This window comes from Rothia sp. LK2588 (genome assembly GCF_040946465.1).
Lineage (GTDB): Bacteria > Actinomycetota > Actinomycetes > Actinomycetales > Micrococcaceae > Rothia.
The window spans coordinates 195,432-208,129 of record NZ_JAYWLS010000003.1 but is presented as its reverse complement, the minus strand read 5'-3'; the positions used below and the strand labels follow the sequence as shown (position 1 = coordinate 208,129).

12 protein-coding genes and 1 pseudogene are annotated in these 12,698 nt (G+C 63.3%); 7 read left to right on the top strand and 6 right to left on the bottom strand.

The annotated features are described in order from the left end of the window. The first annotated feature begins 101 nt into the window (after positions 1-101). Positions 102-1,484 (top strand): NAD-dependent succinate-semialdehyde dehydrogenase, encoded by a 1,383-nt coding sequence (locus VVR12_RS08005; protein WP_368550672.1) that lies wholly within the window; start codon positions 102-104, stop codon positions 1,482-1,484. A gap of 149 nt (positions 1,485-1,633) precedes the next feature. Here VVR12_RS08005 and VVR12_RS08000 read toward each other — a convergent pair whose 3' ends face one another. From VVR12_RS08000 to VVR12_RS07980, 5 genes are all read right to left on the bottom strand, one after another. Then, positions 1,634-2,791 carry an ABC transporter ATP-binding protein gene (locus tag VVR12_RS08000; RefSeq protein WP_368550671.1) on the bottom strand — a complete coding sequence of 386 codons (1,158 nt, stop codon included), beginning with the start codon at positions 2,789-2,791 and terminating at the stop codon, positions 1,634-1,636. 155 nt (positions 2,792-2,946) lie between these two features. Further along, a complete protein-coding gene (locus tag VVR12_RS07995) occupies positions 2,947-4,251 on the bottom strand; it encodes an ABC transporter substrate-binding protein (RefSeq protein ID WP_368550670.1) in 1,305 nt (434 codons plus the stop codon). A gap of 135 nt (positions 4,252-4,386) precedes the next feature. Next, on the bottom strand, positions 4,387-5,322 hold the full coding sequence (locus VVR12_RS07990) for a carbohydrate ABC transporter permease (RefSeq protein WP_368550668.1): 936 nt from the start codon (positions 5,320-5,322) through the stop codon (positions 4,387-4,389). A 3-nt stretch (positions 5,323-5,325) separates the two neighbouring features. After that, on the bottom strand, positions 5,326-6,267 hold the full coding sequence (locus VVR12_RS07985; RefSeq protein ID WP_368550667.1) for a carbohydrate ABC transporter permease: 942 nt from the start codon (positions 6,265-6,267) through the stop codon (positions 5,326-5,328). Positions 6,268-6,496: 229 nt separating this feature from the next. After that, the gene (locus VVR12_RS07980; RefSeq protein WP_368550666.1) at positions 6,497-6,694 is read right to left on the bottom strand and encodes a hypothetical protein; all 198 of its coding nucleotides are present in this window, start codon (positions 6,692-6,694) and stop codon (positions 6,497-6,499) included. Positions 6,695-6,784: 90 nt separating this feature from the next. Between VVR12_RS07980 and VVR12_RS07975 the strand changes: the two are divergent. From VVR12_RS07975 to VVR12_RS07950, 6 genes and pseudogenes are all read left to right on the top strand, one after another. Further along, positions 6,785-6,967 (top strand): annotated as a pseudogene (locus VVR12_RS07975) (M20/M25/M40 family metallo-hydrolase); the annotation flags it as partial. 7 nt (positions 6,968-6,974) lie between these two features. Next, positions 6,975-7,769, top strand: a complete 795-nt coding sequence (locus VVR12_RS07970) for a M20 family metallopeptidase (protein ID WP_368550665.1) — start codon at positions 6,975-6,977, stop codon at positions 7,767-7,769. 10 nt (positions 7,770-7,779) lie between these two features. Further along, positions 7,780-9,129, top strand: coding sequence for an MFS transporter (locus VVR12_RS07965; RefSeq protein ID WP_368550664.1), 1,350 nt, complete (start codon positions 7,780-7,782; stop codon positions 9,127-9,129). A 187-nt stretch (positions 9,130-9,316) separates the two neighbouring features. Continuing rightward, a complete protein-coding gene (locus VVR12_RS07960) occupies positions 9,317-10,525 on the top strand; it encodes an acetyl-CoA C-acyltransferase (protein ID WP_368550663.1) in 1,209 nt (402 codons plus the stop codon). Then, positions 10,522-11,286 carry an enoyl-CoA hydratase/isomerase family protein gene (locus VVR12_RS07955; RefSeq protein WP_368550662.1) on the top strand — a complete coding sequence of 255 codons (765 nt, stop codon included), beginning with the start codon at positions 10,522-10,524 and terminating at the stop codon, positions 11,284-11,286. Before VVR12_RS07960 ends, VVR12_RS07955 begins: the two co-directional genes overlap by 4 nt. A 6-nt stretch (positions 11,287-11,292) precedes the next feature. Further along, complete coding sequence (locus VVR12_RS07950) at positions 11,293-12,144, top strand: 3-hydroxyacyl-CoA dehydrogenase family protein (RefSeq protein WP_368550661.1); 852 nt, start codon at positions 11,293-11,295, stop codon at positions 12,142-12,144. A gap of 29 nt (positions 12,145-12,173) precedes the next feature. Here the strand turns inward: VVR12_RS07950 and VVR12_RS07945 are convergent, their stop codons facing one another. After that, complete coding sequence (locus VVR12_RS07945; protein ID WP_368550660.1) at positions 12,174-12,581, bottom strand: PaaI family thioesterase; 408 nt, start codon at positions 12,579-12,581, stop codon at positions 12,174-12,176. Positions 12,582-12,698: the final 117 nt, after the last annotated feature.

Below are 12,698 nucleotides of genomic sequence, written 5' to 3'. Positions count from 1 at the left end.
GATGAGCGAGTTCTTTAAATCTGAAGCGAATGGTGGTGGGGCCGTTCGCCCAGCGCCAAGCCCCCTAGCTTTTTGAAACAGTCAGTGGTCTTATTGTTTTCATGAGTACTTACGCATTAACCAACGCAAGCACCGGCCAAGTAGAAGAAACCTTTGAATCCATCAAGCCGGAACAGATCCCCGGCCTGATCGAGACCGCCCACGAGGGCTTCAAGAAGTGGAGCCAGACCAGCATCGAAGATCGCGCCAAGGTTCTCAACGCCTTTGCCGACATCATCGATCGCGATACCGAAGAACTCGCCGACATCATCGGTCGCGAAATGGGCAAGCCCCTGGAACAGGGCAAGTCCGAGGTCACCAAGGTGGGCCGCACCGCCCGCTGGTTCGCCGAGCACGCAGCCGAATTCTTGGCAGACACCGAGCTACCGGCGTCCGGTGCGGAGAAAACCTACGTGAAGCACGACCCGCTGGGCGTGCTCTTCGGCGTGATGCCGTGGAACTTCCCCTACAACCAGATCGCCCGCTTCGCGTTGCCCAACCTGATGGTCGGCAACGCCATCATGATGAAGCAGGCGGCCATCTGCCCCGTCTCCTCGCAGCGCTTCCAGACCATGCTCGAAGAGGCCGGCCTGCCCGCAGGCGTCTACACCAACCTCTACCTCAACAGCGACGACGCCGAGAAGGTCATCGAGGACTTCCGCATCAAGGGCGTCTCGCTGACCGGCTCTGAGGCCGCAGGCGCGTCGGTGGCTGGCCACGCCGCGAAGAACCTCAAGCGTTCGGTGCTTGAGCTCGGTGGCAACGACCCGTTCGTGGTGCTCGATACCTCCGACGTCAAGGCCCTCGCGCAGAAGGCCGTGACCTACCGCCTGGCCAACTCGGGGCAGGTCTGCACCTCACCCAAGCGCATCATCGTGCTCGAGGGGCTCTACGACGAGTTCGTGGACGCCGCCCGCGAGGCCGTCGAGAACACCAAAGTCGGCCCCTACAACGACCCTGAGACCGACATGGGCCCGCTCTCCTCGGAGTCGGCCCGCGACGAGGTCGTCGAGCGCATCGAGAAGGCCGTTGCGGACGGCGCAACCCTGCACACCGGTGGCAAGAAGATCGACCGCCCCGGTTGGTTCATGGAGCCCGCCCTGCTGACCGACATCGACCTCGACTCCGACCTGGGTTGCAACGAGCTGTTCGGACCCGCGGTGATGATCTACAAGGCCAAGGACGAAGAGGACGCCCTGCGCATCGCCAACCACACCGAGTACGGCCTCATGGCCTCGGTCTGGTCCGACGATCTCGAGCGCGCCACCGCCTTCGCCGAGAAGATCAACGCGGGCATGACCACGGTTAACTCCCATATGGAATCCGACCCGGCGTTCCCCTTCGGCGGCATCAACAAATCCGGTTACGGCCGTGAAAACGCTCAGTGGGCCCTCTACGGCTTCACCAACGAGCGCATGGTTCGCGTGCACAAGCAGGAGCTGTAAGCGCCCCCCTGATATCAGGGGTTGCTGACACTGGCTGAGCCTGGGTTTGCGACCGCCGAAGTCCCTGCGCGACCGTACGTTTCTGGTCGCTCAGGGACTTTCGCGGTCGTAAACACCCGAGGCGGAAGCGGTGAGGAGGCCGCCGCGTCCTAGGACGCCGCCACCGACCCCGCGCCGGCGTCCGGCTGGGCGCCACCGAGGTACTCGAGGTTGATCTCCGAGTCGCCGTCGAAGAAGCTACAGCGGGTCGGTTGGATCGCCACCTGCGAACCCACCTGAACGGCCTCGATCTCGCGCACGCCGTCCAGGCGAACCGCGATGCGGGTGCCACGCGCGGTGACCGCGGCGTCGTCCAACTCCACGTAGGCGAACGCCTCGGCGCCAAGCTGTTCGATGTGAGCCACGGTTCCACGCAGACCCGAACCGGTGCCGTCAATGCTGATGTGCCAGTCTTCGGGGCGCACGCCCACCACGATCCCGCGCTCCGCCGAAGCGCGCGAGACCAAAGAGTCCTTGATGTCCACCACGCACTCGCGACCCAGAGCCACCTGTGCACCCGAAACATGGCCGCCGTCGAAGAGCGTCATCGCCGGGGACCCAATGAATCCGGCCACGAAGGTGTTGCCCGGGTAGCGGTAGAGGTGCATGGGCTCGTCCACCTGTTGCAACACGCCGTCCTTGAGCACGGCCACCCGGTCGCCCATGGTCATCGCCTCGGTCTGGTCGTGGGTCACGTACACGGTGGTCACGCCCAGCTTTCGCTGCAGGGCCGCGATCTGCGCACGGGTCGAGACGCGCAGTCGGGCATCGAGGTTGGACAGCGGCTCGTCCATGAGGAACACCTTGGGGTTGCGCACGATCGCGCGCCCCATCGAAACGCGCTGACGCTGACCACCCGACATATCCGCCGGCTTGCGGTCCAGCAACTCGGTCAGCTCCAGCATCTTCGCGGCTTCCTCCACGCGTTGGCCGATTTCGGCCTTGTCCATGCCGGCGTTCTCCAGCGCGAAGGCCATGTTCTGCCGCGCGGTCATGTTCGGGTACAGCGCGTAAGACTGGAACACCATCGCCACGTCGCGGTCGCGCGGACGTAGCTCGGTGACGTCCTTGCCGTCGATCATGACGGTGCCCTCGTTCACCGGCTCCAGGCCCGCGATCATGCGCAGGCAGGTCGACTTACCCGAACCGGAGGGCCCCACGAGCGTGATGAACTCGCCATCGCGAACATCGATGTTCACGCGGTTCACCGCCGGAGGCTTACCGGGGGTGTAGATGCGGGAAATATGACGTAGCGAAACTTCAACCATGATGTGCTTTCGGTAGTTCGTTCAGGACGCCGGGGCGGGGAGGGCGTCGAAAGTAAAAAGTGGGGCGACGATGGCAGGCTCGTTGAAAAATCCACCGCCGCCCCTGTCTTGGGGGATAACGGGCCTCGCATTGGGGGGGTGAGGCCCTACCGCGCCTACTTGTTCAGGTGCGGTTTGATGTCGCGGTCAATGGTCTTCTGCAGGTCGTCTTGCAGGGACTGCATGATCTGCTTGACGTCTTGACCGGCAACAATCTTGTCCAGCGCACCGCCGATCTTCTGACCGCCGCCGGAGACGAACACGCGCGCGTAATCCTGCGGCTTGGTGTTCTCCTTGAGCTGGTTCATCGCGGTCTGCGCGTTGGGGTTCTCCTTGAGGTACTTGGCCTCTTCGGCGTTCTTCTCGGCGTCGGTGCGAACCGGCATGTAACCGGTGGCCTGGGTGAAGGTGATGGTGTTCTCGGCGTTGGTGAGGAAGTCGATGAATTTCGCGGCGATCTTCTTGCGCTCGTCCGAGATACCCGAGGGGATGGCCAGGCCGGCGCCGCCGGTGGTGGTGCCAGGCTTGGGGCCGGGCAGGTAGGTGGTCACGAACTCGCCTTTAGCGGACTCCTTCAGACCGCCCAGCGAACCGGTGGACTCGAGCAGGCCCGAGGCGTTGCCGATGCCGAAGTCGTTGGCAGAATCCTTCACGACCTTGATGTGGCCCTTCTTGACCTGGTCCTGCAGGAACTGTGCGGCCTCGATGGTCTTGGGGTCGGTGAACTTCAGGTCCCATTCCTTCGAGTAGGCACCGCCGAAGGTCCAGAAGGCGCCCTCGAAGTACCAGTCGAGGTAGTTTTCACCGTCGGCGACCACCAGGGGCGCCTTGCCGGTGGCCTGCTTGAGCTTCGGTGCCCAGTTCTCGGCGAACTCCTGCCAGGTCTTCGGGCCCTGGTCGGTGGGCAGGCCGGCCTTCTTGAGGTCTTCGACGTACCAGTACATCAGCGGGGTGGAGCGGGAGTAGGGCACGCCGTAGTGCTTGCCGTCGTATTTGTAGTCTTCCAGCAGTGTCTTCACGTAGTTCGAAGTGTCGATCTTCTCGGAAGACCAGATGTCGTCGAGGGCGGTAGTCGCACCCTGAAAGGCGAAATTGAACCAGGTGACGTCCGAGGCGACAATGACGTCGGGCAGGTCGCCGCCGGAGAGGGCGGCGTTGAACTTCTGGCCGAGTTCTTCGTAGTTCTTACCGCCGTCGATCAGCTCGGCGGGGTGGTCGGGGTTGGCCTGGTTCCACTTATCGACGAGCTTCTGCTCGATGTCGCGGGAGGAACCGGGGTGGTTCGACCAGAACTGGATCTTGCCGTTGCCCTCCTGCTGCTGGGAGGACGCGCCCCCGCCGGATCCCGCGCAAGCGGAGAGCGCGGTGGCGGCGATGCCGAGGCCGGCGAGGCTGAGTACGGAACGACGGTTGATGTTCATGATTGCTCCTGTGAGTTGTTGAAGGTTGAGTTGGTTCGGTGAGGTTGTCGAATAAGAACTAGGCGTTACACAGTGCGCTTCGACTCGCTAATTCGCAACGATTTTTCTTTCCTCGCGCGCTCGGAAAATCGTTGCTCATCCCTTGACCGCTCCGGCAGTAAGCCCCTTGATGAGGTACTTCTGCAAGAAAAGGAAGACGATAATCATCGGGATGGTCGCCAGCACGGTTCCCGCCATCACGGGACCCCAGTTGGTTTGACCCTCGTTGTTCTGCAGCAGCGTCAGGCCGATCTGCAGGGGTGCCACGCGGCCGGTGTCGTTGATCAAGAAGGGCCAGAGGTACTGGTTCCACTCGGTGACCGCGGTGATGAGCACGAAGGCCATGAGGGTCGGCCAGCTCATCGGCAGCACGACCTTGAACAGCGTGCGGAGGAACCCGGCGCCGTCCATGTCTGCGGCCTCGAGGATTTCGCTGGGCAACGAGAGGAAGTGGTTGCGCATCAGGTAGGTGCCGAAGGCGGTGCCGGCCAGCGGCACGATGATGCCGGTGAAGGTGTCTCGCCAGCCGAGCTGCGCCACCAGGGCGTAGTTCGAGATGATCGTGATCTCGTTGGGAACCATAAGGGTGGCCAGCACGAGGAAGAACAGGATCTTCTTGCCCGGGAAGTCGATGAACGCGAACGCGTAAGCTGCCAGCACACCGAGTGCCACCTTCACCACGGTGAGCACCACGGTGATGAAGATCGAGTTAAACAGGTAGCGGTCGAAGCTCAGCGTCTGCCACACGTAGGTGTAGTTCTCCGGGGCCCAGGGCGAGGGGATCCAGCTGACCGGGTTCGAGTAGATGTCGCCGTGGGTCTTGAAGCTGGTAATGATCACGAAGTACAGCGGCACGGCTACGGTCAACGCGGCCAGCACGATGCCGAGGTAACCCCAGATCTTGGACTGCTTAGACTCGCCGGGCACGATACCCGACCGTCGCGGGACGTCGGCGGCGAGGACGTCCGCCACGGGCTGGGCGCGCTCGTTGCGGCCTTTGGGCACCGCGGGAATCTGATAGTCGAAAGCCACGGTTTAGCGCTCCTTTTCTTGCATGCGAACCTGCACGGCGGTGATGACCAGAACGGCGAGGAACATGATGGTCGCTACGGCGGCACCGTAACCAGCGCGGTTGTTCACGAAGGTCTCCTGGTAGACCTGGTAGACCAGCGTGGTGGTCGAGGTGTCCAGGGGGCCGCCACCGGTCATCACGTTGATGATGTCGAAGACCTGGAAGGAGTTCAGTAGCACCGTGATGGAGAGGAAGAAGGTGGTAGCGCGCAGCTGCGGGAGGGTCACACGCCAGAACTTGCGGAAGCGCGGGGTGCGGTCGATCTCGGCGGCTTCGTCGAGGTCTTTGCGCAGGCCCTGCAGGGCGGCGAGGTAGATGACGAAGGTGTACCCGAGGTTCTTCCAGATGTAGGTGGCCGTCACCATGAACAGCGCCCAGAACGGGCTGGTGTAGAACTGCGGGGAGTCGAGGCCGACGCGACCGAGCAGGTCTTGGATGAGGCCGTAACCGGGGTCGAAGACGAACTGGAAGGCCACACCGATCGCCGCGCCGGAGATCACGTAGGGGGCGAAGACGAGCGAGCGTACGAAGTTACGGCCCTTGAGTTTACGGTCGAGCAACAGCGCCAAGCCGAGGCCTAAGATCATGGATCCGAAAACGGCGAAGAAGGTGAACGCCACGGTCTGCCCGACAATTTGCCAGCTGACCGGGTCTTTGGCCCATTCCACGTAGTTGCGCATACCCACGAAGGTGGCCGGGCGCGTGGAGGCGATGTTCCAGTCGAAGAACGAGAGGCGGATGTTGTCGATCAGCGGACGGTAGGTGAACAGAAGCAACAACACGAAGTTCGGGATCACCAGCAGGCAAGCCATCAAGAAGTGCTTGGCTGACCTTTTGCGTTTGCGCTGGGGTGGTTCGTGTGTTGGCTCAGAGTTCTCTAGGCCGGGGATGGTTGTTACAGTCACCTGACTTAGGTAACTCTGAAAAAGTGAACTAGATGTGGCGCGAAGCTTTCATTTTCCCGACGCCGGTACAAACTTCTGCGGACGTCTGAGGAAACTCTGTGTGTAACCGTTAAATATCCCCTGACTTGGGGATACAAGCTGAGTTTCACTTCACACCTAGTGGGCATTTATAGACATTCCACCCTCTTCACCTTTGGAAATATGTGCTCCAACTCACTAGAGTCGTCTGTCAAAGCACACATAACCTCCATAGGTAACGATGAGCAACAACCCCCAAGAACCCATCGAAGAATTTATCGCCGAGATCGAAGCCGAACTGATCGCGCTTCGCGAGCGCCTGCACCAGATCCCCGAGGTCGGCCTGCACCTGCCGCAGACCGTTCAGGCCGTGCGCGCCGAGTTTGAGCAACTCGATGTAGAGATCCACGAGGCAGAACACGTCAGCGGTTTCGCCGCGATCCTGCGCGGTGGGGCACCCTCCTCAGGGCGCCGCCCGCTGGTGTTGTTACGCTCCGACATGGACGCCCTGCCCGTGCCCGAAGAGACCGGGTTGCCGTTCGCCTCCACGAACGGGGCGATGCACGGTTGCGGGCACGACATGCATATGGCCGGCCTGGTCGGCGCGGCCCGCGCGCTTCACGAGGTGCGCGACCGGCTCGCCGGGGACGTCCTGTTCTTGTTGCAACCCGGCGAGGAGGGGGCCGACGGTGCCCAGCACCTCATCCGACGAGGGCCTGCTCGAGGCGGCCGGGCGGATGCCCGATCACGCCTACGGCCTGCACGTGTGGTCGGCCAACTACCCGCACCGGGCGATCTGCTCGCGACCGGGCGCGCTCATGGCCTCCTCCGATCTGATCTACCTGACGGTTCGCGGCAAGGGCGGGCACGGCTCGGCCCCGCATTTGGCACTGGATCCGGTGCCCATCGTCGCCGAGATGATCACCCAGGCCCAGGTGATGGTCGCCCGCGAGTTCGACATCTTCGACCCCGTGGTGGTGACCTGTGGCAAGGTGGTCGCGGGGCAGGCCCCCAACGTCATCGCCGATACCGCCCGCGCCGAGTTCACGTTGCGCGCGTTCAAGACCGCGACCCGCAACCGGTTGATCGAGCGGATGCGGGGCCTGTGCCAGGCGGTCGCCCAGGCGCACGGCGCCACCTGCGAGGTGGAGCTGGTGGAGCTTTACCCCGTGACCGAGAATGACCCGCAGGAGGTCGCCTACGTGCAGCGGCACGTCGAAGAGGTCTTTCCCGGACGCTGGCAGGAGATGGAACACCCGGTCGGCGCGGCGGAGGACTTCTCGAAGATCCTGCAACGCATTCCCGGCGCCTTCGTGTTCGTCTCGGCCATCCCCGAGGGCGAGGACCACACCACCGCGGCCATGAATCACTCCCCCAACGCCATCTACGACAGCGCCCGCCTGGTCGACTGCTCCACCCTGTTGGCGACCCTCACGCTGGGCCGCCTCACCCCAGCCTCAACTGACAAGAACCACACAGAATAGGAGCCACCCTATGACTTCATCGAAAGCAACCCACGACGTCACACCGCCCCGTGACGGCCGGGATCGCGGGGAGGTACTCGATCGCCGGGAAAGTGAGGGCGGTAAGCAGTCGTCGTTCAAGACTCTCTTCGGCACCGGCGTGGGCAACGCGCTGGAGTGGTACGACTGGAACGTCTACGCCTCATTCGCCGTCTATTTCTCCACTCAAGTGTTCAACAAGGCCGACCCGCAGTCCGCGTTCTTGCAGACCATGGCGGTCTTCGCGGTGGGCTTCGTCGCGCGTCCTTTCGGCGGGTTCGTGTTCGGCTGGCTCGGCGACCGCATCGGCCGTAAACACGCGCTGACCGCGGCGGTGGTCTCCGCGTCGGTGGGTTCGTTGATCGTGGCGATCTGCCCCACCTACGAGCAGGCCGGTTGGTTCGCTTCGGCGTTGCTGCTGGTCGGACGCCTGATCCAGGGTCTCTCGCACGGCGGCGAGTTGCCCTCGGCGCAGACCTATCTTTCCGAGCATGCCCCGCGGGAGAAGCGCGGTCTGTTTGCCAGCTCGATTTACGTCACCGGCACCATCGGGCTGATCTTCGGCCTGTTGCTGGGTCTGCTCCTACAGGCCCTGCTGACCGAGGAGCAGATGGGTGCCTGGGGTTGGCGCATCCCCTTCGCGATCGGCGCACTGCTGGGCGTGGTCGCGATCTGGCTACGGTCGTCCATGGAGGAGTCCGAGGTGTACGAGGACTTTAAGGAGAACACCGCCGGCACCAAACAGGAGAATGTGTTCGTCTCGGTGGCGAAGAACTGGAAGACCGGCCTGCAGGTGGTTCTGATGACCTGTGGTTTGACCGTGGCGTACTACATCTGGTCGGTGACCATGGCATCGCTGGCGACCTCGTCCTTCGGATACAGCGCCTCGGACGCGTTTACCGCCTCGCTCATCGGCAACGTGGTGTTCATTCTGGCTCTACCGGTGTGGGGTGCGCTCTCCGACAAGGTCGGCCGTAAGCCCTGCATGCTCATCGGCCTGATCGGCAGCGGCGTGCTCTACTTCCCGCTGTTCGCGCTGGTGCAGGGTGGGCAGATGTGGCAGCTGGCCACCGCCATCTCGATCCAGTTGATTCTGCTGGCGGGCTTCCTCAGCCACGCCCCGGCTACCTACGCCGAGATGTTTCCCACCTCGCAGCGCACCGCCGGTTTCGGCATTCCCTATGCCATCGCCATCGCCGCGTTCGGCGGTACGGCAGGTTACGTGCTGACCTGGATGGGCAACACCACCCACTTCGCGTTCTATTCGATCGCGTTGCTGGCGGTCTCGGTGGCCACGATCCTCACCCTGCCCGAGACCAAGGGGAAGGATCTGAGCCACTAGGGTGGGTGGGTCTACGCCCTAAAAGGAATGTGCATTGACTCACACCTGGATCGGTGAGAGTATTTAGTGACCGCTTGTTCAGTAAATCGACTGGGTTAGTAAATCTGCCGCCCCGAGAAACACGGGGCGGCAGGCTGAACCCCCACCGCGGTCCGATAGCAGAACGCTCACCACCAGGAGTATGTACATGCCTCTCCCCGAAGTATTCCTCGTCGGCGGATCACGCACCGCCGTGGGTCGCTACGGCGGCGCACTCTCCTCCATCCGCCCCGACGATCTCGCGGCCCTGTGTATTCGAGACGTCGTCGAGAAATCCGGCATCGACCCCGCCGCGGTCGACGAAGTAATCCTCGGCAACGCCAACGGCGCCGGTGAAGAGAACCGCAACGTGGCACGCATGGCATGGCTGCTCAACGACTACCCAGATACCGTTCCGGGCATCACCGTCAACCGCCTCTGCGCCTCGGGTATGTCTGCGGTCACCATGGCCGCGCACATGGTCAAAGCCGGCGCCGCAGACCTGGTCATCGCCGGCGGCGTGGAGTCGATGTCCCGCGCCCCCTGGGTCATGGAGAAACCCACCAAGGCTTTCGCCAAACCGGGTGAAGTCTTCGACACCTCCATCGGCTGGCGCTTCGTCAACCCCGTCTTCGCCCGACGGGAGAAATTCACCTACTCCATGCCCGAGACCGCCGAAGAGGTCGCCCGGTTAGACGGCATCACCCGCGATGAGGCCGACGCCTTCGCCGCGCAGTCCCATCAGTTGGCGCTCGCTGCGATCGAGGCCGGACGCTTCAGCGATGAGATCGTGCCGGTCACCGTTCGCGACCGCAAGGGCAACGAAACGGTAGTAGACACCGACGAAGGGCCGCGCCCCGGCACTACTCCCGAGGTACTCGCCAAGCTGCGCCCGGTGGTTTCCGGCGGCTCGGTAGTGACCGCGGGCAATTCATCCTCGCTCAACGACGGCGCCTCGGTGATCCTCGTGGCCTCCGAGTCGGCCGTGGAAAAGTACGGCCTGAAGGCGCGCGCCCGCTTCGTCGACAGTGCAACCGCCGGCTTGGCCCCCGAGATCATGGGCCTCGGCCCCGTTCCCGCCACCGAGAAGGTGTTAGAACGCACCGGCTGGTCGGTCGACGACCTGGGCGCGGTCGAGCTGAACGAAGCCTTCGCGACCCAATCGCTGGCGTCCATCCGCCGCCTGGGCCTCGACCCCACCATCGTCAACAGGGACGGGGGCGCCATCGCCCTCGGCCACCCGCTGGGTTCCTCGGGCTCACGCATCCTCATCACCCTGCTGAGCCGCATGGAACGCGAAAACGTGCAGAAGGGCCTGGCGACCATGTGCATCGGCGTGGGTCAGGGCGCAGCAACCCTCGTGGAGCGTATCTCATGATCACCGCAGACCACTTCACGGCGCTGAAGCTCGAGGAACGCGACGACCGCCTGGTGGTGCGGATGAACCGCCCGGAGGTACGCAACGCCATCGACGCGACCATGGTCACCGAGCTACACGAGGTCTGCGCCTATCTCGAAAACACACCGAAGATCTTGATTCTCACCGGGTGTGAGGCCAACGGCCGCGGCATCTTCGCCTCGGGAGCCGACATTGCCCAGTTGCGCGAGCGCCGCCGCGAAGACGCCCTGCGCGGGGTGAACTCACAGATTTTCGACCGCATCCACCGGCTTCCCCTGCCCGTCATCGCCGCCATCGACGGCTACGCGCTGGGCGGCGGTGCGGAGCTTTCGTACGCGGCGGATTTCCGCATCGGCACCCCCAACATCAAGATGGGCCAGCCGGAAACCGGTTTGGGTATCATCGCCGCAGCCGGGGCGCTCTGGCGGCTCAAGGAGTTGGTGGGCGAGCCGGTTGCCCTCGAAATTCTGCTGGCCGGGAGGATACTCACCGCCGACGAGGCGCTACAGCTCCACCTGGTCACCGAGATTCACGAACCCGAGCAGCTGATGGACGCCGCCCACGCCCTCGCCGACCGCATCGGCCAACAGGACCCGCTGGCTACGCGCGTCACCAAGCGCGTGTTCTCGGCGCCGCCCAGCGCCCACCCCCACATCGACGAACTGGCCCAGGCGATTCTTTTCGAGTCCGAGGCCAAGTTTGACCGCATGCAGGCTTTTCTCGATCGCAAGAAGAAGTAGGTAACGATGACTCACATTCCCGAAAAAGTCGGTGTTCTCGGCGGCGGCCGCATGGGTGCCGGTATCGCGCATGCTTTCGTGATCTCTGGGGCCGCAGTGACCATAGTGGAGCGAGACGAGCAATCCGCTCAAGCCGCGCGAGAGCGCATTGTCGCAGACCTCGGCAAGTCCCTGGAACGGGGCAAGATCGATGGTGAGCTGGGCGAGTGGGAGAAGAAGTTCCGGGTCTCCACCTCGTATGCCGATTTCGCCGAGTGCCAGCTGGTGATCGAGGCTGTTCCCGAGGCCTGGGATCTCAAGGTGAGCGCCCTGACCGCGGTAGAGGCGGAGCTCGCCGATCACGCCTGGCTGGCCTCCAACACCTCGTCGCTGTCGATCGATGGGTTGGCGGCCGAGTTGAAGCACCCCGAGCGATTCTTGGGGTTGCACTTCTTCAACCCCGTGCCCGCCTCGAAGCTGGTGGAGGTCGTCAAGTCGCAGGTCATGAGCGATGAACTGCGCTCGCTGGCACCGCGGTGGGTTGAAGGGTTGGGTAAGACCCCAGTGGTGGTCAACGACGCCCCCGGGTTCGCGTCTTCCCGTCTAGGGGTGGCCATCGCTCTGGAGGCCATCCGCATGGTCGAAGAGGGGGTTGCTTCCCCGGAGGATATCGACAACGCCATGGTGCTGGGGTACAAGTTCCCCATCGGCCCGCTGGCCCTGACCGATGTGGTGGGTTTGGACGTCCGACTGGGGATCGCCGAATACCTCGAGTCGAAGCTGGGTGAGCGCTTCGCTCCCCCGCAGCTGATGCGCGATATGGTCGCCCGCGGCGAGCTGGGCCGTAAGTCGGGCAAGGGTTTCTACGACTACAGCTAGTCAAACATCCCGCGCACCCTACGCTCGCCTTACTTGATGAAGTTGGTGATGCGCAGGGTGCAGAGGCGATCCCCGGTGCCGTTGTGGGTGATGATCACCTCGTGGGTGGTCAGCGAACGCCCCAGGTGGATCGCCGTGGAGGTCGCCGTGACCTCGCCATCTCGGGAGGATTTGTGGTGAGTGGCGTTGACGTCCACGCCGACGGCGACCTTGCCCATGGACGAGGCGTGGATGACCGCGCCCCATGAACCGACCGCCTCGCCGAGGGCGAGCATGGCCCCGCCGTGGAGCAACCCTAGGGATTGCCGATTTCCCTCGACGGGCATGGTGGCCACCACGCGCTCGGCGGATTCTTCGAGCACACGCACGCCGAGCTTTTCGTCGAGCTCACCGAGGGTGATCTTCCAGAGTTGCTGTTGTTCCGCTGAGGATTGCACGGATAACCTCCCACCGAGGGTCTTTAGTTAGCTGGGTCACTAGGATAGTATAGGAACAATAACTGAACGAATGGTCAGAAAGTAATCTTTCCGCCGACAGCTGTTCTCTCGAAAGGA

What these genes read in the sequence shown, in the direction of transcription:
- VVR12_RS07955 (WP_368550662.1), top strand. Translation starts at nt 10,522, where the DNA reads ATGATCACCGCAGACCACTTCACGGCGCTGAAGCTCGAGGAACGCGAC.
- VVR12_RS08000 (WP_368550671.1), bottom strand. Translation starts at nt 2,791, where the DNA reads ATGGTTGAAGTTTCGCTACGTCATATTTCCCGCATCTACACCCCCGGT.
- VVR12_RS07965 (WP_368550664.1), top strand. Translation starts at nt 7,780, where the DNA reads ATGACTTCATCGAAAGCAACCCACGACGTCACACCGCCCCGTGACGGC.
- VVR12_RS08005 (WP_368550672.1), top strand. Translation starts at nt 102, where the DNA reads ATGAGTACTTACGCATTAACCAACGCAAGCACCGGCCAAGTAGAAGAA.
- VVR12_RS07960 (WP_368550663.1), top strand. Translation starts at nt 9,317, where the DNA reads ATGCCTCTCCCCGAAGTATTCCTCGTCGGCGGATCACGCACCGCCGTG.
- VVR12_RS07995 (WP_368550670.1), bottom strand. Translation starts at nt 4,251, where the DNA reads ATGAACATCAACCGTCGTTCCGTACTCAGCCTCGCCGGCCTCGGCATC.
- VVR12_RS07950 (WP_368550661.1), top strand. Translation starts at nt 11,293, where the DNA reads ATGACTCACATTCCCGAAAAAGTCGGTGTTCTCGGCGGCGGCCGCATG.